The organism is Streptomyces sp. NPDC004031 (assembly GCF_053604375.1).
Window position 1 is genome coordinate 63,375 of sequence record NZ_JBSGHL010000013.1, and the last position, 21,221, is coordinate 84,595.

At 75.7% G+C, this 21,221-nt stretch carries 18 protein-coding genes and 2 tRNA genes; 9 read left to right on the forward strand and 11 right to left on the reverse strand.

What is annotated here, in order from left to right; genetic code table 11:
- Window positions 1–90: 90 nt before the first annotated feature.
- From ACWERV_RS10940 to ACWERV_RS10960, 5 genes are all read right to left on the reverse strand, one after another.
- The gene (locus ACWERV_RS10940) at window positions 91–588 is read right to left on the reverse strand and encodes a GNAT family N-acetyltransferase (protein ID WP_452931376.1); all 498 of its coding nucleotides are present in this window, start codon (window positions 586–588) and stop codon (window positions 91–93) included.
- On the reverse strand, window positions 581–1,459 hold the full coding sequence (locus ACWERV_RS10945; RefSeq protein ID WP_452931379.1) for a PhzF family phenazine biosynthesis protein: 879 nt from the start codon (window positions 1,457–1,459) through the stop codon (window positions 581–583). The genes ACWERV_RS10940 and ACWERV_RS10945 overlap by 8 nt, the downstream gene beginning before the upstream one ends.
- On the reverse strand, window positions 1,456–2,052 hold the full coding sequence (locus ACWERV_RS10950) for a histone deacetylase (RefSeq protein WP_452931566.1): 597 nt from the start codon (window positions 2,050–2,052) through the stop codon (window positions 1,456–1,458). Before ACWERV_RS10950 ends, ACWERV_RS10945 begins: the two co-directional genes overlap by 4 nt.
- A gap of 141 nt (window positions 2,053–2,193) precedes the next feature.
- A complete protein-coding gene (locus ACWERV_RS10955; protein ID WP_452931381.1) occupies window positions 2,194–2,856 on the reverse strand; it encodes a hypothetical protein in 663 nt (220 codons plus the stop codon).
- 234 nt (window positions 2,857–3,090) lie between these two features.
- Window positions 3,091–3,765, reverse strand: a complete 675-nt coding sequence (locus tag ACWERV_RS10960) for a TetR/AcrR family transcriptional regulator (protein WP_452931384.1) — start codon at window positions 3,763–3,765, stop codon at window positions 3,091–3,093.
- Window positions 3,766–4,241: 476 nt separating this feature from the next.
- Between ACWERV_RS10960 and ACWERV_RS10965 the strand changes: the two genes are divergently transcribed.
- From ACWERV_RS10965 to ACWERV_RS10975, 3 genes are all read left to right on the forward strand, one after another.
- Window positions 4,242–5,021: a class I SAM-dependent methyltransferase gene (locus tag ACWERV_RS10965; RefSeq protein WP_452931387.1), complete on the forward strand. Its 780-nt coding sequence runs from the start codon at window positions 4,242–4,244 to the stop codon at window positions 5,019–5,021.
- Between the two features lie 101 nt (window positions 5,022–5,122).
- Window positions 5,123–5,758 carry a DUF4291 domain-containing protein gene (locus ACWERV_RS10970; RefSeq protein ID WP_452931389.1) on the forward strand — a complete coding sequence of 212 codons (636 nt, stop codon included), beginning with the start codon at window positions 5,123–5,125 and terminating at the stop codon, window positions 5,756–5,758.
- 178 nt (window positions 5,759–5,936) lie between these two features.
- Window positions 5,937–7,007, forward strand: a complete 1,071-nt coding sequence (locus ACWERV_RS10975; RefSeq protein WP_452931392.1) for an alpha/beta hydrolase — start codon at window positions 5,937–5,939, stop codon at window positions 7,005–7,007.
- A gap of 26 nt (window positions 7,008–7,033) precedes the next feature.
- On the opposite strand, the gene ACWERV_RS10980 is transcribed toward ACWERV_RS10975, so the two are convergent.
- Window positions 7,034–7,984, reverse strand: coding sequence for a LysR substrate-binding domain-containing protein (locus ACWERV_RS10980; RefSeq protein WP_452931568.1), 951 nt, complete (start codon window positions 7,982–7,984; stop codon window positions 7,034–7,036).
- A gap of 175 nt (window positions 7,985–8,159) precedes the next feature.
- Between ACWERV_RS10980 and ACWERV_RS10985 the strand changes: the two genes are divergently transcribed.
- The 3 genes from ACWERV_RS10985 to ACWERV_RS10995 all read left to right on the forward strand — a co-directional run bounded on the left by ACWERV_RS10985 (window position 8,160) and on the right by ACWERV_RS10995 (window position 10,596).
- Window positions 8,160–8,891, forward strand: coding sequence for a flavodoxin family protein (locus tag ACWERV_RS10985; RefSeq protein ID WP_452931394.1), 732 nt, complete (start codon window positions 8,160–8,162; stop codon window positions 8,889–8,891).
- A gap of 357 nt (window positions 8,892–9,248) precedes the next feature.
- On the forward strand, window positions 9,249–9,527 hold the full coding sequence (locus ACWERV_RS10990; RefSeq protein WP_452931571.1) for a LysR substrate-binding domain-containing protein: 279 nt from the start codon (window positions 9,249–9,251) through the stop codon (window positions 9,525–9,527).
- 4 nt (window positions 9,528–9,531) lie between these two features.
- Window positions 9,532–10,596: a hypothetical protein gene (locus tag ACWERV_RS10995; protein ID WP_452931397.1), complete on the forward strand. Its 1,065-nt coding sequence runs from the start codon at window positions 9,532–9,534 to the stop codon at window positions 10,594–10,596.
- Between the two features lie 110 nt (window positions 10,597–10,706).
- On the opposite strand, the gene ACWERV_RS11000 is transcribed toward ACWERV_RS10995, so the two are convergent.
- Both ACWERV_RS11000 and ACWERV_RS11005 read right to left on the reverse strand, forming a co-directional pair.
- Window positions 10,707–10,779, reverse strand: a tRNA-Arg gene (locus tag ACWERV_RS11000).
- Between the two features lie 204 nt (window positions 10,780–10,983).
- Window positions 10,984–11,077, reverse strand: a tRNA-Ser gene (locus ACWERV_RS11005).
- A gap of 303 nt (window positions 11,078–11,380) precedes the next feature.
- Between ACWERV_RS11005 and ACWERV_RS11010 the strand changes: the two genes are divergently transcribed.
- Window positions 11,381–11,818 (forward strand): SSI family serine proteinase inhibitor, encoded by a 438-nt coding sequence (locus tag ACWERV_RS11010; protein WP_452931400.1) that lies wholly within the window; start codon window positions 11,381–11,383, stop codon window positions 11,816–11,818.
- A gap of 492 nt (window positions 11,819–12,310) precedes the next feature.
- Entirely contained in the window at window positions 12,311–16,300 is a 3,990-nt protein-coding gene (locus ACWERV_RS11015; RefSeq protein ID WP_452931402.1) for a PAS domain-containing protein, read from the forward strand.
- 33 nt (window positions 16,301–16,333) lie between these two features.
- Here ACWERV_RS11015 and ACWERV_RS11020 read toward each other — a convergent pair whose 3' ends face one another.
- The gene (locus ACWERV_RS11020; RefSeq protein WP_398175302.1) at window positions 16,334–16,876 is read right to left on the reverse strand and encodes a carboxymuconolactone decarboxylase family protein; all 543 of its coding nucleotides are present in this window, start codon (window positions 16,874–16,876) and stop codon (window positions 16,334–16,336) included.
- Window positions 16,877–16,923: 47 nt separating this feature from the next.
- On the opposite strand from ACWERV_RS11020, the gene pdxR reads away from it, so the two are divergent.
- Complete coding sequence (gene pdxR / locus ACWERV_RS11025; RefSeq protein WP_452931404.1) at window positions 16,924–18,468, forward strand: MocR-like pyridoxine biosynthesis transcription factor PdxR; 1,545 nt, start codon at window positions 16,924–16,926, stop codon at window positions 18,466–18,468.
- Window positions 18,469–18,719: 251 nt separating this feature from the next.
- Here pdxR and ACWERV_RS11030 read toward each other — a convergent pair whose 3' ends face one another.
- Window positions 18,720–20,372: a long-chain fatty acid--CoA ligase gene (locus ACWERV_RS11030; RefSeq protein ID WP_452931407.1), complete on the reverse strand. Its 1,653-nt coding sequence runs from the start codon at window positions 20,370–20,372 to the stop codon at window positions 18,720–18,722.
- A 121-nt stretch (window positions 20,373–20,493) separates the two neighbouring features.
- The gene (locus ACWERV_RS11035) at window positions 20,494–21,018 is read right to left on the reverse strand and encodes a SigE family RNA polymerase sigma factor (RefSeq protein WP_452931410.1); all 525 of its coding nucleotides are present in this window, start codon (window positions 21,016–21,018) and stop codon (window positions 20,494–20,496) included.
- Between the last annotated feature and the right edge of the window lie 203 nt (window positions 21,019–21,221).

The window sequence follows — 21,221 nt, forward strand, 5'->3', positions numbered from 1 at the left end:
CCCGCACCGTCCCCCTCCAGGCCGGTTCAGCGGCTGCCTGCCGGTGGGGGGTGCGGGGACCTGCGCGCTCAGCCCCCACCGGGGAGGCGCCTAGTGGGACTGGAGGTCGGTGCGCCAGTCGTTGCAGGTCATCCATGTGCCCTTGGGGTATTCGAAGGAGACCTCTTCGAGGAGTTCGAAACCGGCTTTGCGGCACACGCCGTTCGACGCGGGGTGGTCGACGCTCGGGAAGGCGTGGAGGTAGCGGTTGCCGTCGGTGTCGCGGGCGGTGCGGATGATCTCCCGGGCGGCCGCGGCGGCTATGCCGCGCCCCTGGAATTCGGGGAGGACGCTCCAGCCGGTCTCCCAGACGGGGCCGCCGCGCCATTCGCGTTCCCAGAAGCCGATCGAGCCGGCCGTCTGGCCGTCGGCCGTCACGATCCGGAACATGCCGCCCTTGGCCAGGTCGAGGTAGCGGCGGTGGCGGGCTGCCAGGGCGTCCGGGGTCTCGGGGCCGCCGAGGTGGTCCGTCATCTCCGGGGCGTTCGTCCGCTCCAGCAGCTGGAAGTCGTCCTCGGACCAGGCCGCGAGGGTCACGTTCTCACTCATGTTGATCACGATAGGGGGAGGGTCCGACAACGGCCCCGGGCGCGAGGACGGCGTGGCCGCCGACGTGGACGTGGCGGTGGCCGGGTTCGGCGGTGGCGGTGATCGTGGCGGGGGCGCCGAGGGTGTCGCCCATGTCGGCGGCGATGCGGGGGACGCCGTGGCCCGCGAGGTGGGCGGCGAGACAGGCGGTGCTGTTGGCGTTCGCGATGTCCTCGGGCACTCCGATGGAGGGCGCGAACATGCGCGCGGCGAGCCGCCCGGCCGTGTCGGGCGGGGTGTGGGCGTAGACGCCGAGCAGGCCGAGCCGGTCGCAGGCGGCGCGCAGCCGTGCGGGGTCGGGGGCGAGGGCGTGCAGTTCGGTGCGGCCGGGCACGGGGAGCAGCATGCGGGCGCGGCCGAGTGCGGCGATGACGGCGGCGGTGGGGTGGCCGGCCCCGAGGGCGTCCCGTACGGCGGCCGTCTCGTCCGGCGTGGCCGCGCGCAGGTCGATCCGGCGGGTGCGGAAGGCGGCGCGGTAGCCGGTCCCGTCGCGTGCTGCCCGGCCGGTGAAGGCCGTGCCGCCTGCCCGGAGCTGCCCGGTGAAGGGGCCGTCGGCGTGTGCGGCGAGATATGCCAGGGCGGCCACCGTGCCGTGGCCGCAGGCGGGAAGTTCGCCCTCGGCGGTGAAGAAGCGCAGGTGGGCGCCGTCGGGGGTGGGGTCGACGAAGACGGTGTGGGAGACGCCTGTGGCGGGGGCGACGGCGGCGCGGTCCGCGTCGCTCGCCCCCGCGACGTCGCGTTCGGCCACGACGGCGGTGGGGCTGCCGCCGGTCTGACCCGGCCCTCCCCGCGCGCAGGCCCGTATCACCGTCACGTCCTGTCGGCTGTTCACAGGGGCATGCTGCCACCCGGTGCGGCGAGGAGGCGGGCCATCTGCGCGGGGGTCCAGTGGCCTGCGGCGCCGGGGCGGGTGGCGAGGTAGCGGGCGACGGCCTCGGGGGTGTGGCCGGTCTCGCGCAGTCCGGCGGCGATGGCGCGCAGGTAGGGGGCGGAGGGCGGAACGGGCGGGACGTCGTCGAGGTGCCAGGGAGCGGTGAAGGTGAGCAGCGGGTGGCCGTCGAGTGTGCCGGGGCGGACAAGGGTCTCGTAGCGGCCGGGGCCGAGGGTGTGGCGGCCGGTGGTGAGGACGGGTACGAGGTCGAGGTCGCGGCCGGGCGGGGTGTACATCTCCTGGGCGGCGATGTCGGAGAGCTGGGCGACGGTGAGCAGATGGGCGCGGGCCCACGCCGTACCGGGGGCGTCGGGGTCGTAGAAGGCGCGGCCGCCGTGCCAGACGGGGGAGTGCGTGGCGAAGTAGAGGGCGCCCGGGAGTTCCACGGGGCGCGAGCGTGCGGGCATGCGCGGGTCGCGCGCACCCGGGTAGGTGCGGGAGGCGCCGGGCGGGCGGCCGCCCGCGAGGTAGTGGCGCAGCCGCGCGGCGCACATGTTGGAGCCGTACGCCACGTACCAGACCAGGTCGCCCGTCGCCTCGGTCACGCCCGCGTCCCTTCGCCGTCGGTGGCCGTGGGGCCCCGGGCTTCCACCCGTACCAGGCGGACGTGCCGGGCGGCGGGCGCGACGCGGACGTCAGCGGGTGATCAGCATGCCCGCCACCGTCATCGGGCCGAGCAGCAGCAGGCAGGTGCGCGCCACAGACAGCGTCGAGCGCAGCCCGGACAGCACGAGCGGCAGCGGGCGTACGTTCAGGTCGGCGAGCGCGAGCCGGGTCACGCGTACGGCGGGGCCGTCGTCGCCTCCTTCGCGCGCGGGGCGCTCGCTCGCGTACCGGCGGACGAGGCCCACGCCGCCCGGCAGGGTGTCGCTGAAGCTCAGCCGGATCCCGGCTGTGTCGGTGAGGACGAGGTACGTCTCGCTGCCGCCGCGGCCGACCTCCTTCCACGTCCGCACGCTGCGCAGTTCGCGCAGGTCGAGGGTGCGGGTGCCGGTCCAGGTGCGGGCGGTGAGGTAGCGGAGGTCGGGGCCGTGCCGCCGCAGGGTGCCGCGGGCCACGCACAGGTGCGGCAGCAGGACGAGGCCGAAACCGGCGGCCAGGCCCGCGGTGAACATCGCCGGGGCGGGGTCGGAGCGCGGCGCGACCACCAGGACCGGGATCACCGTGAGCGCGGTGGACACGGCGGCGACGGCCGCGGCGAACCGCCTGCTGCGGCGCCGCTGCCGGGAGCGGGCCCCCGGGACGTCGGCGGGAACGGCGGGCGCCGCGGGCAAAGAGTCGGCGTCGGCGTCGGGCATGACGGCAGTAGGCGGCCGGGCGGCTCGGGGTGTCAAGCCTGCCGCGAGGGTACGTCCGAGGTCCGCGGGCGGCGACGGGCGGCCCGCGCGCTCCTGCCGGCGCAGCGCGCGGTGCCGATGCCGGGGACGCCCCGAGGAGGAAGACGTTGCGGCCGTGGCCGTCCCGTCCCGGGCCGCCACGCCCACGCGGTCATGTGCCCGTCCCGGCCTCCACCGGCTCCCCGGGACCGGCCCTCACCGCCCCCCGGACGATCCTGGTGGCCCCGGCGTTCCCGGCCCATCGGGCCCCGCGGGCAGGGTCGCCGCCGCCACGACCGCGGTGACGAGGCGGCGCACGGCCGCCGGATCCGGCCCCTCCGTACCGTCCGGGCCCGCGCTCGCCGCCCGGTCACGGTCGGCGAAGATCAGGTGGCCGCCGCCGACGAGGGAGAGCGTCAGCGCGTCCACGTCCGCGCCCGGGGCGATCCGGCCGAGGTCGCGCTCGGCGGCCAGATACGCGCCGACCGCCTCCGTGGCCTGGCCCAGGATCGCGATCCCACCGCCCGGCGTGGCCTCCCGCAGCCGCGCCCGCAAGGCGTCCCGGGACGTGATGAGCGGGATGATCGCCACCGGCACGGGCCCGAACAGCGCTGTCAGCGCCCCCGTGAGGTTGTCGACGACGCTGCCCTCCCCGGCTGACGCGCGCAGCGCCCGTGCCTGCTCCTCCAGCCCCGCCGCCCGGTCGAGCACCAGCTCGGCCAGGAAGGCGTCGAAGTCGGCGAAGTGCCGGTGCAGCACGCCCTTGGCACAGCCCGCCTCGTCGGTGACGGCCCTGCTGGTCAGCCCGTTGGGCCCGGACCGCAGCAGGATGCGCTCGGCGGCGTCGAAGAGCTGCTGCCGCGCGTCGCGCAGATGCACACCGGTCGGCACGTGCCGCTCCCTCTCTCGTCTCCGGTCCGCGAACGGTCCGCCGTGGTCCCGGTCCCGGTCCCGGTCCCGGCCCCGGTCCTGGTCCTGGTCCTGGCCGTCGGACGTCGCCGTGGCCGAGGCCGTCACCGTCGGACGTCGCCCCACGGCCGATTGTTGCCCAGTGGGCATGCGCCCACTAAGGTGGGCGCATGCCCACTCTACCGGCGCAGCCCCCCGAACAAGCCCCGCCCGCCTTGGGCTCCGCCCGCCCCGCCCCGGCCGCAGCACCGGACCAGGGCCCCGCCACGGCCCCGGGTGCGGCCCCGGAGGCGAGCCCCGCCCCGGGCGGGAGCGCGGACCCCACCGCAGCCCCCGCTCCCGCCGCAGGCACGGCTCCGGCCGCCGAGCCCCCGCCCGGCCCGCCCCCGGCCACCGGCGCCGGGCCCCGTAGCTCGCCGGTCGCCGGGGGCGGCGCGGCGCCCCACACCGCTCGCCGTATGGCCGAGTCCTTCGGCGAGAACGCGGGGCAGTACGACGCGGCCCGGCCCGGCTACCCCGACGAGCTGATCGCCCGGATCGCCGCCGGTGTGCCCGCGCCCGACGGCGGTCACGCCCGGCCCGACGTCCTGGACGTGGGCTGCGGCACCGGTATCGCAGCCCGGCAGTTCCAGGCCGCCGGATGCACCGTGCTCGGTGTCGAGCCCGACCCGCGCATGGCCGACTTCGCCCGGTCGCGCGGGCTGCGCGTCGAGGTCTCGACGTTCGAGGCGTGGGAGCCCGCGGGCCGCACCTTCGACGCCGTCGTCGCCGCCCAGTCCTGGCACTGGGTGGACCCCGCCGCAGGTGCTGCCCGCGCCGCCCGGGTGCTGCGCCCGGGGGGCCGGCTCGCCGTCTTCGGGCACGTCTACGAGCCGCCCCCCGAAGTCGCCGAGCCCTTCGCCGCAGCCCTCCGCCGTGCCGTCCCCGACTCCCCGTTGAGCGCCCAGCCCGCGCGCCGCCCGCTCGACGCCTACCAGGCCCTCTACGCGACGTTCAGCGACGCGATCCGCGACACCGGCGCCTTCGACGCCCCCGAGCACTGGCGCTACGACTGGCAGCGGTCGTACACCCGTGACGAATGGCTCGCTCTGCTCCCCACGACCGGTGGTCTCACCCGGCTCACCCCCTCCCAGTTGTCCGTGATCCTCTCCGACGTCGGCACGGCGATCGACGCCCTCGGCGGCGCCTTCACGATGCCGTTCACCACTTTGGCAACAACCGCGGTCCTGCGGTCCTGACACCTGTCAGGACCGCCCGGCGGCTCCCCCCGGTAGAGGCCCGCCGCGCCCGTCCGGTAATTCGCTGGCGGCCCCCGCACCGCGCCGCCCACCCTGGGCCCATGCAGGAGCCCACCGACCGTCCGCACGCCCCCGAACCCGAGCCCGACCCCAGGCCCGAGCCCACCCACCGCGTCCGCGCCCTCGCCACCGCCTCGACCGTCACCGTCTACCAGGCGTACCGGCCGGAGATCGGCCTGGCGGCGGCGCGCGAGGGCCGCTTCCCCGCGGTGTGGAAGCGGGACCGGATGACGTGGATCAAGCCGTCGTTCCTGTGGATGATGTACCGCTGCGGATGGGGCACGAAGGAGGGCCAGGAGACCGTCCTGGCCGTCGAGATCACCCGCGAGGGCTTCGCGTGGGCGCTCGCGCACGCGTGCCTGTCGCACTACGACGCCGGGCTGCACACCGACCGGGCCGCCTGGAAGCGGGAGTTGAGGCGCTCGCCCGCCCGGGTCCAGTGGGACCCCGAACGCGACCTCCACCTGCGCCCGTTGCCGTACCGCTCGCTGCAACTGGGGCTGTCCGGGGAGGCCGTGCGCCGCTACGCCGACGCGTGGACCGTCGGCATCACCGACGTCACGCCGCTCGCCCGTACCGTCCACGCCCACGTCCGCGCGGGCGAACTCGACGCGGCCCGCGCTCTTCTCCCGCAAGAGAGCCCCTACCCCGCCGACGTTGCGCACCTGCACCGCTGAGCCCGCGCCGCCTTCCCGGCGCGCCGCGGGCGGGCCAGGATGGGCGCACCAGGGCCGGACGCCCCGCCACCGGCCGGGGAGGGGGACGGAATGAGCCGCACACCCGCCGCGGACGCGCGCCCGTGCGGGCCGCGGTCACGGGTGTCACCCGTGGCACCGGACGGGGGCTGAACGCGCCGTGCAGACCGGCTTCGTCATCTCGGTCGCAGTCCTCGCGCTGTGCACCTTCGCGGCGCTCCGCCCGCCTCTGCCGCGCCGGTCGAGCCCGTCCGACCTGTGGTTCTGGCTCGGCTGGTTCGTCAACGAGCAGCCCTTCGTGGGGCTGGCGGTGCTCACCCTCAACACGTACACGACGCTCGCCGCCGACGTCGGCACCCCGAGGTGGTGGCTCGCCGCAGCTCTCACCGCCGCGGTCGCCTGCGGCATGACCGCGCTCGCGGTACGCACCAGGTCGGCGCGGGGTGTCCTGGAGGCGGCTCTCGCCGAGGTGCCGGGCCTGCGCGTTCCCCGCACCAGGCTCCCGCTGCTCCGCGTGCTACTGCCCTTCCTCGTGCCGCGCCGCGGTGTCCGCAGACTGCGCAACCGCCGCTACGGGACGGCGCGTGCGCAACGCCTCGACGTCTACCTCCCGCGCGAACGGCCGCACGGCGCACCCGTCCTGCTCTACCTGCACGGCGGCGGCTTCACGGCCGGCAGCAAACTCCTCGGCGGACTCCCCCTCCTCTACCGCCTCGCGGCGGACGGCTGGGTGTGCGCGAGCGCCGACTACCGACAGCGCACGCCCTACCCGAACTCCCTCGCCGACGCCCGCGCGGCCGTCGAGTGGCTGCGCGCCCATGCCGACGAACTGGGCGCCGACCCCGAACTCCTGGTCCTCGCGGGCGGATCGGCGGGCGCGCACCTCGCGGCGACCGTCGCGCTCACCGACGGCGCGGTGTCCGCGGCGATCGGCTTCTACGGCTACTACGGGGAGGTCGGCGGCAGCCGGTCCGGCGGCCCGGCAACCCCGCACGCCCACGTCCATCCCGACGCGCCGCCGTTCCTGATCGTGCACGGCGCCCTCGACACCCTGGTGCTGGCCACGGACGCCCGCGCCTTCGCCGCCGACCTCGCCCGTACGTCCACCGCGCCCGTCGTCCATGCCGAACTCCCCGGCACCCAGCACAGCTTCGACTTCCTCCCCTCCCTGCGCCTGCATGCCGTCTGCGACGCCGTCGAGGCCTTCGCCCGCTGGGCGACCGGGCGCTGACCGCGACCGCCGCTGCGCCCGGGACGTCAGCTCGCGGCGGCGTGCGTCTGCGCCGGGGCGCGCGTCTGCGCCGGGGCGCGCGTCTGTGTCGAAGCGCACGTCTGTGCCGAGGCGTTCAGCAGGAGTTCGCGCAGCGCCACGGCTGCGGGGGTGGGCTCGGCGGGGGTGAGGACGACCTGGTCGGCGGTCGTCGACGGGCCGGTCAGCGGGATGACGCGCAGGCCGGGCGGGGTGTGGTCGAGGGCCGAGGCGACGGTGATGCCGATGCCCGCCCCGGCCGCGACGTGCGCGGCGATGGCGTGCACGCTGTCGGCGGTGCGGATGATGCGCAGATCGGCGCCGCCGATGTGGAAGGCGGCCAGCAGCCGGTCGCACAGGCCGCTGTTGATCTGGTGCGGCCAGGTGAGCAGCCCGGTCGCGGACAGTTCGGCCGCGCTCAACTCCGCCTGCCCGGCGAGCGGATGCCCCACCGGTACGAGCGCCATGAACCGCTCCGCGGAGAGCACCCGGGCCCGTACGCCGGTGAAGCCGTCCGTCGCCCAGCCGATGCCGAGGCCGATCGTGCCCGTCCGCAGGGCGCCGAGCTGGGCCGTCGTCGGCATCGGCTCGGGCACGATCGCGACGTCGGGGAAGCGGTCGTGCAGTTGCGGCAGGCAGTGCAGCAGCAGTTGGTGGCCGGTGTACTCGGCGTGCCCCACGACGAGCGTGGTGCGGCTGCGGTCACCGGCGGCGAGGGCGCGGCCGCGCTGCTGGAAGTGGCGCAGCTGGGCCAGCGCGGCGTGCGCGTCGGGCAGCATCGCGGCGCCCAGCTCGGTGAGGGCGACGCGTCGGCTGGTGCGGTGGAACAGCCGTCCGCCCAGGGTGGCTTCGAGCCGCCGCACGGCGTCGCTGACGGTCGGCTGTCCGCGGTGCAGGCGCGCGGCGGCCCGGCCGAAGTGGAGTTCCTCGGCGACGGCGACGAACGCTTCCAGCTCCATCCTGTCCACCCCGCAAGGCTAGCGCCGATCGATCGGTGCGACCGATCGCTGCGTGCCGAAGTACGGCGTTGATGGTGCGGCGCGGGCGGGTTGTGATGGCAGGGCAAGCAGCGCCCGCCTCCCGCCGTGACCGGAGGCGGGGCGCCCACCCCGCCCTCAGGAAGCGTGAACAGACATGACCGGCAACGCAGTCGCCCCCGTCCCCGTCCCCGGCGTATCCCCCACCGTCACCGTGACGGTGGTCGTCCACTCGGTGCACGGCAGCACCCGGCTGCTGGCCGAGCACCTCGCGGCCGGCGCCCGTACCGTCCCCGGCGCGCAGGTCCACCTCGTCGACCTGCGTCCCGAGGACGTCGTCGCGGGCCGCTGGCACGACGCGGAGGCGGAGGCGCTGCTCGCCCGCTCCGACGCGATCGTGTTCGGCTGCCCGACCCTGATGGGCAGCGTGTCCGCGGTGTTCAAGGCCTTCATGGAGGCGGCGTTCACGCCCTTCACGACGCAGGGCTGGAAGGACAAGCTGGCGGGCGGCTTCACCATGTCCGCGTCGCAGAGCGGCGACAAGCTCACCGTCCTCCAGCAACTGGCCGTCTTCGGCGCCCAGATGGGCATGCAGTGGATCGGCGTGGCCGACATGCCCGGCAACAACTGGAGCGGCGGCTCCCGCGACGACCTCAACCGCCTCGGCTCCTGGCTCGGCCTGATGGCCCAGAGTCACACCGACCTCGGCCCGGAGGACGGCTGCTCCCCCGGCGACCTGATCACCGCCGAGCGCTACGGCGAGCGCGTCGCCGCGTTGACCCAGCGCTGGGTCAACGCCGTCCCGTACACCACGACCCGGATGACCGAGCACGAGGCCCGCGCCCTGTCCGCGTCCCTCCGGGAGCGCGCGGCGGCCCCCGTGGCCTGACCCCGGCAGGCGGGCGGCTCCCGGGTCCGGCGCAGGACCTCGGATCCGGAAGCCGCCGCCGTCCACGGCCGGTTCGGCGCCCGCGGTGAAGGCCGCGTCGAAGGCGAGGAAGGCGACCGCCCTGGCGACCTCGTCGGGCGCGCCACCGACGCGCCCCATGTCGCCCGGCCCGCCCTGAGCCGCCAGCTCAAGCTTTCACCGTCGGCTGCGACGAGGACCTCGTCGTCACACCCGCGGTGCGGGAGTTCCGCCGCCGCCACCCCGACGCCCACATACGCACGCACCCTGCACCTGAGCGGCGACGAGGCCCGCGCCCTGCCGGACGGCAGGGTCGACGCCCTGCTGGTCCGCACACCGCTGCCGGTCCCGGCCGACGGCCTGGAGATCGACGTCCTCCACGACGCGCCGCCGGCCCTGCTCGTCCCGGCCGCCCACCGCCTCGTCGGCGAGGAGTCCGTCACCCCGCGGGACTTCGCGCACGAGCCGCTCGTGGCCCGCACCGGCGTCATGGCGGCCTGGACCGACTTCCGGCGCCTCGCCACCGCTCGGACGGCAGCACCGCCCGGCCCGGCCCGAGCGCCCGACGGCGGTGTCCCGCACCGCGGTTCGCCCGCCGCCCCGGCCGCCCTAGGGTGAGCCGGTGATCTTCAAGAGGAAGCAGCAGGCCCAGGGCCTCGCCACCGCCGTGTCCGAGCTGGAGGCCGCCGTCGCGGCGCGCGACGGCGACCGCACCGAACACGCCTTCACCACCATGATCCAGAGCGTGCAGTCCGCACCGGACGACGCCCGCGCCGCGGCCGGACCCCGGCTCGCCGCGCTCCTGCCCGCCTTCCCGCCCACCGGCCCGCGGCCGATGCTGGCCATGGCCGCCGGCTTCTGCGTCGAGACCGGCGCGGACCCCCTGGCCTGCGCCGGGCCGATCCTCGACGGCGTGCACCGCGACCTGGACGACGCCCTGGAGTTCGCCCGCCGCTGGACGGCCTCCGGCGGGGCCGCGGACGAACTTCCCGAGCCGGACGAGAAGATCATCGACGACGCCCTGATCAGCCGCCTCGGCGGCGACCCGCACGAGGCCACCCGCCTGGCCCTGGCCTGGTGCGCGGTCCAGGAGTGGCAGCCGCCCGCGCTGGCCGTGCTGTGCCGCAGCGCCGACGTACGCCGCCTGCACGCGGCCGCCCTGATCCCCGCCTGCCGCGAGCTGGCCGCCCTCGACCGGCACGACCTCAAGTGCCTCGCCTACGCGCTCGCGGTGCTGGACGACGAGCCCGTGATCGTCCTGCACCGGCCCACCGGAACCGGCTTCGAGATACGCATCGGCGGCATCGGCGACAACTTCCAGCTGCACACCCTGCTGGCCCACGTCCTGATCGGCGGCGGCCACATTCCCGGCACCCCGCCCTCCGCCGAGAGCGTCCGGCTGGCCACCGACCCGGAGCCCGCCCGCGGCCGCAGCGACTGCGTCGCGACGGGCGCCTTCGAACTCCTCGCCCCGGACGGCACCCGCATCTGGAACGAGGGCCTGCCCGACGACATCCCGGTGGTCGCGGGCCGCCGCCTCCTCGTCCTCGACACGCCGTCCTACCAGCGCAGTTGGAACGCCGACCGCTTCTTCCCGCACCTGCCCGGCACGGCCGCCCTGACCCGCGTCCTCCCCCCGGACGAGACCGCGGCCTGGTCCGCCCACACCTCCCCGTCCCCCTCCTGACCCTCCCGCCGGACGGCCGGCCGCCCCCGCGCGCCGATCGGGGGCGGCCGCCACCGCCACGCGGGCAACGCAAAAGGCCCCCGGACGATCCCGGGGGCCTCTCACCTGTGTGCACTCGGCAGGATTCGAACCTGCAACCTTCTGATCCGTAGTCAGATGCTCTATCCGTTGAGCTACGAGTGCGGGTCTGCTTCGCGGCTTTTCGGCCGGTCGGCGTTGCGGGAACAACATTACATGAGGTGGGGCGGGACGTGAAATCGATAAGGGGGAGGGGGGCTGAGCTGCGGGGGAGGCCCGGAGAGGGGGTGGTGGGGCGGAGTGGGGAGGAGGGGGTGGAAAACGGCGGAACCCCGCCGTCCGAGAGGGACGAGCGGGGTTCCGGGGAGATGGCGGAGGCGGAGGGATTTGAACCCTCGATGGACGGTAAAGCCCAAACCGCATTAGCAGTGCGGCGCCATAGACCGGACTAGGCGACGCCTCCAACGCGCGACCCGCGTGAGCGGGTGCGTGTGCAGATGATGACACAGCCCTGCGGGCTGCGACCAATCGCAGACTACGGTACAAGGCCGCCGGTCGGCAGGGCAAAGGGGTTGGGCGGTCGGGGCGGGGGAACCACGTGGATCGCGCGCCGCGGATCGCCCACGAACGGGTGAATGGTGCCACTCCGGGGGTATCGGGGCGGTAAAGGATGGGTATGGCTCTTGTCAGTGCTCGTGCCGCGCACCGCCGCGCAGGCTCTCGCGTCCGCCGTCCCCGTCCCGCCCGGGGGCGTCACCGTGCCGGGGTGCTCGGCGCGCTCGGCCTCGCCGTCACCGTCGCCGTCGCCGGGGGTGTGCTGGCCGGCGGGCCTGCCGCCGCCCTCGGCCTGCCCTGGTCCGCGCTCGCCGGAGGTGCCGACCGGCTCTCGGTGGCGTACGACGACGGCAGCGGGCAGGTCAGGACGCACACCCTGAGCTGCGGCGGCGCGGTCAGGGGTGAGCAGCTCGCCGCGTGCCGGCAGCTCGACGCGCTGGGCGGCCCGCTCGCCCCCGTGCCCGCCGGGCAGATGTGCTCGATGATCTACGGCGGCCCGCAGACCGCCCACGTCACGGGCATGTGGCGGGGCGAGCCGGTGGACGAGACGTACCGCCGTACGAACGGCTGCGAGGTCGCGCGCTGGAAGCGCATGGTCCCCGCGATCCCCCAGCCCACCGCGGGCGGACCCCGCACCCTCGCGGCCTGAGCGGCCTGAGCGGGCCGAACGGACGAGCGGGCTGAGCGCGCCCAGGCGGCCCGGACGGCCCAATCAGCTCAGGCGGCCCGGACGGCGAGTCGCCCGCGCCGCCCGATCCGGCATGCGCGCCGGGTCAGCCGCGCGGCCCGGCGGGGCGCGCCTCACGCCCCGCCGCGCCTCCCGCGCCCCACTCCGCCCGGCCCCGAAACCGCGCGCCCCCACCGCGCCCCCGCGCACGCCGTGACCGACGCCACACAAACCCCGCACACATCCGAACCCCTATACGCACAGCCCCACATGGGCATCCGCCGCCCCGCTCCCGTGGCCGACACGTACACTCGCTCTAGTGACATGACCCGGGGGTGGCGGCAAGATGGGCCGCCCGGAAATCGGCCAAGGACAGCCGACGTCGCCGGCCGGTGCGGCCGGGTGGCGGACCGGCCGTGTGCGGTGCCGGCACCCGGGGCGAGAGCAGTGCGGTGACCAGAGAGGACGCGTCTCGTGAGCAGCAGGCCATCCCGAGGCTCTGCTCGCCTCGCTTCCATACTCGACGCCCTCCCGGACGCCCTGCTCCTGGTCGACGTCAACGGCACCGTGGTGAACGCCAACGCCATAGCGCTGGAGACTTTCGAGTCGCCGGGCACCGCGCTCGTCGGCCGCGGCCTGCTCGACCTCCTGCCGGGATTCGACTCGAAACGCATCCCCGGCTCCATGCGCAGCCCGCGCGAGGCCGCCGAGGACACCCGCACCAAGCCGACCCGGATGGTCGCGCGGCGCACCGACGGCACGGAGTTCCCCGTCGAGGTGACCAGCGCGAATCTGGAGGACGGCCGCACCCCGTACGCCGAGTACGGCGACGGCGTGCCGCACTACACCGGTGACGAGCTGCTCATGCTCGTCGTCCGCGACCTGACCGGCACCGTCGACACCGAGGCCGAACTCGCCCGCCAGCAGCGGCAGACGGAGATGATCCTGCGCGCCGCCGCCGAGGGTGTGGTGGGCGTGGACACCGCGGGCAAGGTCGTGCTCGTCAACCCGTCGGCGGCGCAGATCCTCGGCCACCGCGCCACCGACCTGGGCGGCAAGGAGCTGCACCCGCTGGTGCACCACTCGCGTCCGGACGGCAGCCCGCTGGCGTACGAGGAGACCCCGCTCGCCGACACGCTGCGCAGCGGCCGCAAGCACCGGGTGCGCGGCCAGGTGCTGTGGCGCAAGGACGGCACCGCGGTCCCGGTGGACCTGACGACGGCGCCGGTACGGGACGGGGACCAGCTGGTCGGCGCGGTCATGACCTTCACCGACCGCACGTCCTTCGACGCGCTCGCCGCCCGTACGGCGCAACTGCGCGCGCTGCTCGACACGTCGCTGCGCGGCCCGCTCGCGGAGCTGCGCGGCGAACTGGTGGGCCTGGCGGCCGATCCGGCGGGGCAGCTGTGGCCCGAGGCCAACCAGATACTGCACCACCTCGCGGCGGGCTACGCGCGCATCACCACGCTCATCGACAACGTGCTGGCCTTCCAGCGGCTGGACCGCGGCGAGGAGAAGCTGCGCCGCGCGGACGTCGGCCTGGACCAGGTCATCACGGCGGCCGTCGAGGGTGCGACCGAGCTGATCGGCCCCGGGCGCGCGCAGTTCGCGGTGCACGCGCCGCCCATCCGGGCCGCGGTGGACGGCGAGCGCATGGCGCAGGCGCTGGCCCACCTGATCGCGGACGTCGCGGGCATCGACTCGGCCGGCAACGCGCAGGCCTTCGCGGGCGACTCGACGATCGTGGTGGCCGCGGCCCCGCGCGGCGAGGTCATCCGCATCGACGTGCGCGGCCCGCACCCCGGCGGCGACCCGGTCCACCTCCCGCTGGCCCGCGGCATCGTCGAGCGGCACGGCGGCGTCCTCCAGACCCACGAGGTCCCCGGCGCGGGCAGCGCCTACGTCCTGGAGGTGCCCGCGGGCAAGGGCGGCCCGGCGGACGGCGCTGACGACGCCGACGACGTGGACGGCGACGGTACGAAGGCGGTCCCGGCCGCCACGGAGCAGGCGCACGCCGGCGCGGACGCGGCCCCCCGGGGCACCCGGCGCGCGGGCGGCAGCGCACCCGGCGACGGGAGCGCCCCCCACGAGTCGGAGACGACCGTGATGCCGGTCTCGACGGAGCCGGTCCGCGGCACGCACGGGCCCGGCGGCGACGGTACGGGCAAGCCGGGCGGCGACGCGGCGGCCTGGTCCGCGCAGGGCCAGGCGCACGTCCAGGCACAGGTCCAGGCGCAGGCCGCCGCCCAGGCACAGGCCCAGGCCGCCCTGGCGCAGGGCCTGCACCAGGTGAGCCCGGTGAACGGGCAGGGCCCGCACTCCCCCGAGCAGGACGCCGCTCCCACCGGGCGCCGGCGCGCGCTCCGCCGTCCGGAGGGCCGCCCCGAGCCGACTCCCGCCACGACGGAGCCTCAGCAGCTTCCCCAGCTCCCGCAGTCCCAGCCGACCGGCCGCCGCCGGGCCCGCGCCGAGGAGCCGCAGGCCCCGGCACCCGAACGTGCCGAGCTGCCGCCCGTCCCGATCCCCAACGCCCTCCCGGCCGCGGCCCAGGACACCCCGGGCGCGCAGCCCCAGCTCGACCCGCCGGGCGCGCCGGGCGGTCCGCACGTCGGCCCGCACGGCAACCCGCACATCGGCCAGGACCCGGTCGGCGGCTCCGGCGCACAGACCGGCGCGAACGGCCAGAGCGCGCGCCCCGGCGGACGCCGCGCCTCCCACCGCGCCCCCGAGGGCCCCGCTCCCGCGCCCGCCGACGCCCAGCCCCCCGTCCCGGCCCCCGGTTCCGGCCTCGCCCCGGCTCCCGGAACGGGCCTGGCCCAGACCCCCGGCACAGGCCTCGCCCCGGCTCCCGGTTCGGGGCTCGCCCCCGTACCCCCGCAGCCCCAGCCCCCGGTGCCCGCGCCCGCACAGCAGGCCGTGCCCGTTCAGCAGCCGGTTCCCCAGTCGTGGCCCGACGCCGGGCAGGCCGTGCCGCCCTCCCCGCAGGCCTGGCCCAGCGCGGCCGGTCAGCCTGCCGCCCCGGCCCCCACGCCCCCGGGGGGACCCGCGGCTCCGGCGGCCGGGACGCCCGCGCTGCCGCCGCCCACCGAGTGGCCCGCGGCGCCCGGCAACCGCCCGGCACTCGCCTCGCCTCCGCCGCAGCTCCCGGGTCCGCCCGCGGGTCAGCCGCAGGACCCGACGCACAGCACGTACGGGCGGGCCATAAGCGTGCGCACCCTCGGCCAGGGCGTGTTCGCCCCGGGCCCGAACGGCCAGACGGATCCGCAGGGCCTGCCCGCCGAGGTCGCCGCGGGCGGTTCCGGGCGGCGCCGCCGGCTGAGCCCCGACCGGGCCGCCGACGAAGCGCCCTCGACCCGCAGCCTCATCCAGCAGGTGCCGAGCCAGCCGCACGGTCCGGGCGGTGAGGGCCAGGCCCGCCAGCACCCGCAGGCGGACCCGGACAGCGGGCAGTTGCCCGTACGCCGCCCCGACGCCCAGCCGGCCCAGCCCGGCCAGCCTGTCCACCCCGCCCAGCCGCAGCAGGCCCCGCAGGCCGCGCCCGAGCCCTCCCCGGAGGAGGAGACGGCGCTGCTGCGACCCGTTCCGGCGGCGCCCGCGGCCGTCGCCGTGCCGCCCGTGATGCCGCCGGGCCGGTCGTACGCGATAGGCGCGCCCGCGGCCGGTGCCGCGGAGGGGCCGGAGCCGCTGGACGGCCCGAACGGCGCGGTCGACGTCACCGACATGACCGAGGCCGCCGACGACCGGCTCGAAGAGCCGCTGGACGAGCCGCGCCGGCTGCTGGTGTGGCCCGAGCCCGACGTCTCGACGCGCCAGGCGCTCACCGACCGGGGCTACCGTCCGGTGATCGTACGATCGCGCGAGGAGGTCGACGCGCAGGTCGCCGAGCCGCCCGCCGCGCTCTTCGTCGACCCGCTGACCGGGCCGATCACCCGTACCGCGCTCCAGGCGCTGCGCCAGGCCGCGGCCGCCGCCGACGTCCCCGTGCTGGTCACGGCGGGTCTCGGGCAGGCGACCCGGGAGGCCGCGTACGGCGCCGACCCGGCCGTGCTGCTCAAGGCGCTCGCCCCGCGCGACAGCGAGCAGCACCCGCCGCGGGTGCTGCTCGTCGAGGGCCACGAGCCGATCGCGCAGGCCTTCGCCGCCACGCTGGAGCGGCGCGGCATGCAGGTCGCGCACGCCGGCTCGGAGGCCGAGGCGATGACGAAGGCCGCGCAGGTCCACCCCAACCTGGTGGTGATGGACCTGATGCTGATCCGCCGCCGCCGGCAGGGCATCGTCGACTGGCTGCGCGGCCACCAGCGGCTCAACACCACACCGCTGGTCGTCTACACCTCCGCCGACATAGACCCGGCCGAGCTGCCGCGGCTGGCGTCCGGCGAGACGGTCCTCTTCCTCGCCGAACGCTCCACCAGCACGGACGTACAGTCCCGGATCGTCGATCTGCTGGGCAAGATCGGGACGTGAGGCCGCCCCGCCCCGGCGGCCTCCCGGCGGCGCTCAGCTCCGGGCGGCCACCCGCACGTCGGTGCCCGCGCGGCGCCCGCTGGTGATCGCGATGCGGTTCCAGGTGTTGATGGAGATGATCTTCGCCAGCAGGTGCGCCAGCTCCGTCTCGTCGAAATGCGCCGCCGCCTCGTCGTAGACGTCGTCGGGCACCCCGCCCTGCGAGACCAGCGTGACCGCCTCGGTGAAGGCCAGCGCCGCCTGCTCCTTGGGCGTGTAGAAGTGCCGGGCCTCGCGCCAGGCCGCGAGCAGGTAGAGCCGCTCCTCGCTCTCGCCGTGCTTACGCGCGTCCTTGGTGTGCAGGTGCAGGCAGTAGGCGCAGCCGTTGAGCTGCGAGGCGCGGATCTCGACCAGCTCGGCGATCGTCGGGTCGAGCCCGGCGCGGGCGGCGGCGTCGAAGGCGATCTGCGCCTTGAAGGCGGCGGGGGCGTGCTGGGCCAGTTCCAGCAGCCGGTTGTGCCCGGGGGCCGCTTCGGTGGTGGTGGCGGTGGTGGCAGTGCTGGTGGCGGTGGGCTGCTGCGTCGTTGTCGTCGTCATGCATATGAGCTTAGGAAGCGCAGTGACCTGCCGTAGAGTGCAATTCCATGACGGATTCGCGGGTCAATTCGCTGCCGGACGGCGGGGACGCGGGTACGGATACGGGCGCCGGTGACGGTGACGGGTCCGGCTGGGCGGAGGCGGCCGGCGGCCTCGGGCGCGACCTGCACCTGGAGCTGTCCGCATCCGGCGGTGGCCGGACCGGCGGCAAGCGGGCCGCGCTGACGGCGGCGCTGCGGGAGGCCGTACGCGGTGGGCGCCTCCCGCCGGGCACCCGGCTGCCGCCGTACCGCTCGCTGGCCGCCGACCTCGGCATGTCCCGCAACACGGTCGCGGACGCGTACGCCGAACTCGTCGCCGAGGGCTGGCTGTCCGCCCGCCAGGGCTCGGGCACGCGGGTCGCCGACCGGGCCGCGCCGCCCATCGCACCGAGCGGTCCGCCTCCCTCGCCCACCGCGCCGCCGCCCGGCTCCCGCCCCGTGCACGACCTGCGCGAGGGCATCCCGTACACCGCGTCCTTCCCGCGCACCGCATGGCTCGCGGCGACCCGGCGGGCGCTCGCCGACGCGCCCAACGACGCCTTCGGGCCCGGCGATCCGCGCGGCCGTGTCGAGCTGCGGCGCGCCCTCGCGGACTACCTCGCGCGGGCCCGGGGCGTACGCACGTCGCCCGAGCGCATCGTGGTGTGCTCGGGCACGGCGGGCGCGCTGCGGCTGCTCGCGTCGCTGCCGCAGCTGCGGTCGGCGCCGCTCGCGGTCGAGGCGTACGGGCTGACCTTCCACCGCCGCCTGCTCACGGGCGCGGGCCTGCGGACCACGCCGCTCCCGGTGGACGCCCACGGTGCCGACCCGGCGGGGCTCACGGCGTCGGGCGCGGGGGCCGTACTCCTCACGCCCGCGCACCAGTTCCCGACCGGCGGGGCCCTGCATCCGGACCGCCGGGCGGCGGCGGTGGGCTGGGCACGGGCGGCGGACGGGCTGGTGCTGGAGGACGACTACGACGGCGAATTCCGTTACGACCGGCAGCCGGTGGGGGCGGTGCAGGGCCTGGACCCCGAACGGGTCGTCTACCTGGGCTCGGCGAGCAAGAGCCTCACGCCCGCGCTGCGGCTGGGCTGGATGGCGCTGCCCGCGCACCTGGTGCCGGACGTGGTCGCGGCGAAGGGCGAACGGGAGCAATGGGCCAGCGCCCTGGACCAGTTGACGCTCGCTGCCTTCATCGAGTCGGGCGGCTACGACCGGCATCTGCGCGGCATGCGGCAGCGCTACCGACGCCGCCGCGACCAACTCGCCGCCGTGCTCGCGGAGAAGGCCCCGCACATCCGTGTGACCGGAATCGCGGCGGGCCTGCACGCCGTGCTGCGCCTCCCGCCGGGCATGGAGGCGGCGGTGGCTCGGGCGGCCGCCTTCCAGGGCGTGGCGCTGGGCGCGCTCGGGGACTACCTACATCCCGATGTGCCGCCGAGGACAGGGGAGTCGGCCACCGGTGCGGACATCCCGCCGGATGGCCTGGTCGTCGGGTACGCGGCCCCGCCGGACCACTCCTTCACGGCCGCACTGACCGCGCTGTGCGGGGTGTTGCCGTCTCCCTGAGCACAATTTGCCCCGCTGGCAGGCAGATTGACGAACTCACTTCGTATCGGCGCCGGTTGGGGTCCCGGCCATGTCAACGCCTCTGCGAGCCCGGCGATTCGGGCGGCACGTCGCGCGTGATGGTGTGCGGGACAGCCCAGTTGGCTGCGGTGCCGGAAGAACTCCGCCCCGTCCCCGGTGAGTTACGTGGACGGTCCCGGGCGGGCGGCGGTCCGGCGCCGCCCCCGCCCGGGGACGCCCGGAGAAGGACCTCAGAGCTGTGTGACGTCCAGCTCGCCGTCCGCGTAGGACTTGCGGATCACCTTCTTGTCGAATTTCCCGACGCTGGTCTTCGGCACGGCCGGGACGACCGCCCAGCGCTCGGGGACCTGCCAGTGCGCGATCCGCTCGGCGAGGAAGTCCCGCAGCTCCTGGTAGCCGATGCCCGAGCCCTCGACCAGCACCACCGTGGCGAGCGGGCGCTCCCCCCAGCGCTCGTCGGGCACGGCCACGACGGCGGCCTCGGCCACGTCCGGGTGGGCCATCAGCACGTTCTCCAGCTCGACCGACGAGATCCACTCGCCGCCCGACTTGATGACGTCCTTGGCCCGGTCGGTGAGGGTGAGGAAGCCGTCCGGCGAGATGACGCCGACGTCCCCCGTGCGCAGCCACCCGTCGGGGCTGAACTTGTCCTCGGGCCGCAGCGGCTCCGCGCCCGCGCCCCCGTAGTACGCCCCCGCGATCCAGGGCCCGCGCACCTCCAGCTCACCGGCCGACTCGCCGTCCCACGGCATCACGGAGCCGTCCGGGCCGATGAGCCGCGGCTCGACGGAGGCCGGGAAGCGCCCCTGCGTGATGCGGTACGCCCACTCGTCCGCCTCGCTGTCCAGGCCGCCCGGCGGCAGCGCGACGGTGCCGAGCGGCGACGTCTCCGTCATGCCCCAGGCGTGGCAGAGCCGTACGCCCAGCTGCTCGTCGAAGGCCTTCATGAGCGAGGGCGGGCAGGCCGAGCCGCCGATGGTCACCCGGCTGAGCGAGCTGACGTCCCGCGGCTTGGCCGTCAGCTCGGCGAGCAGGCCCTGCCAGATGGTGGGCACGGCGGCGGCGTGCGTGGGCCGCTCGCTCTCGATCATCTCGGCCAGCGGCGCGGGCTGCAGGAAGCGGTCCGGCATGAGCAGGTTGACCCCGCTCATGAAGGCCGCGTGCGGCAGCCCCCAGGCGTTCACGTGGAACATCGGCACGACCGGCAGGCTCGTGTCGTGGTCGGTCAGCCCCATCGACTCCGCGCTGCCGACCTGCATGGAGTGCAGGTAGACGGAGCGGTGCGAGTAGACGACGCCCTTGGGGTCGCCCGTGGTGCCGGAGGTGTAGCACATGGCGGCGGCGGTGCGTTCGTCCAGCTCGGGCCAGTCGTAGCGGGTCGGGCGGTCGGCGAGCAGCTCCTCGTAGTCGTGCACGGCCGGGCGGCAGCCGTCGAGCAGCGTACGGTCGCCGGGCCCGACGACCACGATGTGCTCCAGCGGCTCCAGGCGCGGCAGCAGCGGGGCGAGCAGCGGCAGCAGCGAACCGTTGACCAGCAGCACCCGGTCGGCGGCGTGGTTGACGATCCAGGTGAGCTGGTCGGCGGGCAGCCGCAGGTTGAGCGTGTGGAGCACCGCACCCATGGAGGGAATCGCCAGATATGCCTCCATATGCTCGCAGTTGTTCCACATGAGGGTCGCGACCCGGTCGCCCTCCACCACGCCGAGACCGTCCCGCAGGCCGTTCGCGAGCTGCACCGCCCGCGTCCCGACCTCCCGGAAGGTCCTGCGCTGCGGTTCGCCCTCACCCGTCCATGTCGTGACCCGCGACCGGCCGTGCACCAGCGTCCCGTGCACGAGGATGCGGGTCACGGTCAGCGGTACGTCCTGCATGGTGCTCAGCACAACGGGCCTCCGGCGGGCTCACGGGATCGGCGAGGGTGTCCCGATTGTGCTGGCATACCGGGTGGTATGTCACTACCCCCTGCGGGGGCCACGGCGGCCGTGACTTGAGGGCGCGGCGGCCTCAGGCCACGCAGAGCTCCAGTTCCGGATCGTCCCGGAGCTTGCCGAGGGCGCGGGAGACGGCGCTCTTGACCGTGCCGACGGAGACGCCCATCGCCTCGGCCGTCTGGGCCTCGCTCATGTCCTCGTAGTAGCGGAGCACCACCATGGCGCGCTGGCGCGGAGGGAGGCGGGATATCGCGCGCAGCAGCGCGTCCCGCTGGGCCTGCTGCTCGGTGAGGTCGGGCGTGGCCGTCGTCGGGGGCTCGGGCAGCTCGTCCGTGCTGAACTCGTCGACCTTGCGCTTGCGCCACTGCGAGGTCCGCGTGTTGACCAGCGTGCGCCGCACGTAGCCGTCGAGGGCCCGGTGGTCGTCGATCCGGTCCCAGGCCAGGTAGGTCTTGGTCAGTGCCGTCTGGAGCAGATCCTCCGCGTCGGCAGGGTTGGGGGTCAGGGAGCGCGCGGTGCGCAGCAGCGTCGGGCCCTTGGTCCGGACGTAGGCCGTGAACTGCGTTGTGCCGGCGCGGGTGCACACGGGCGTGGTCATGGCTCCACGCTAGGCGCCGGGGTGGCCCGCGCGGATCGGCCGCAGGTGCCGAAAGGAGATCACCCTCAGGTCGTAGGCCGGGGGATTGCCCCACCCCCCGAGGGGGGAGCCGGGCCTCAGGGTCGGACTCGGGATACACCCTCAGTCGTACGGGACCCCGCTCCACCGGCCCGGATCCGCGGCGCCCGCGCGGGGCCTCCCGG

Coding starts and splice junctions, on each gene's coding strand:
- ACWERV_RS10940 (WP_452931376.1), bottom strand. CDS start 588: ATGAGTGAGAACGTGACCCTCGCGGCCTGGTCCGAGGACGACTTCCAG.
- ACWERV_RS10950 (WP_452931566.1), bottom strand. CDS start 2,052: ATGTGCGCCGCGCGGCTGCGCCACTACCTCGCGGGCGGCCGCCCGCCC.
- ACWERV_RS10955 (WP_452931381.1), bottom strand. CDS start 2,856: ATGCCCGACGCCGACGCCGACTCTTTGCCCGCGGCGCCCGCCGTTCCC.
- ACWERV_RS10965 (WP_452931387.1), top strand. CDS start 4,242: ATGGCCGAGTCCTTCGGCGAGAACGCGGGGCAGTACGACGCGGCCCGG.
- ACWERV_RS10970 (WP_452931389.1), top strand. CDS start 5,123: ATGCAGGAGCCCACCGACCGTCCGCACGCCCCCGAACCCGAGCCCGAC.
- ACWERV_RS10980 (WP_452931568.1), bottom strand. CDS start 7,984: ATGGAGCTGGAAGCGTTCGTCGCCGTCGCCGAGGAACTCCACTTCGGC.
- ACWERV_RS10985 (WP_452931394.1), top strand. CDS start 8,160: ATGACCGGCAACGCAGTCGCCCCCGTCCCCGTCCCCGGCGTATCCCCC.
- ACWERV_RS11020 (WP_398175302.1), bottom strand. CDS start 16,876: ATGACGACGACAACGACGCAGCAGCCCACCGCCACCAGCACTGCCACC.
- pdxR (WP_452931404.1), top strand. CDS start 16,924: ATGACGGATTCGCGGGTCAATTCGCTGCCGGACGGCGGGGACGCGGGT.
- ACWERV_RS11035 (WP_452931410.1), bottom strand. CDS start 21,018: ATGACCACGCCCGTGTGCACCCGCGCCGGCACAACGCAGTTCACGGCC.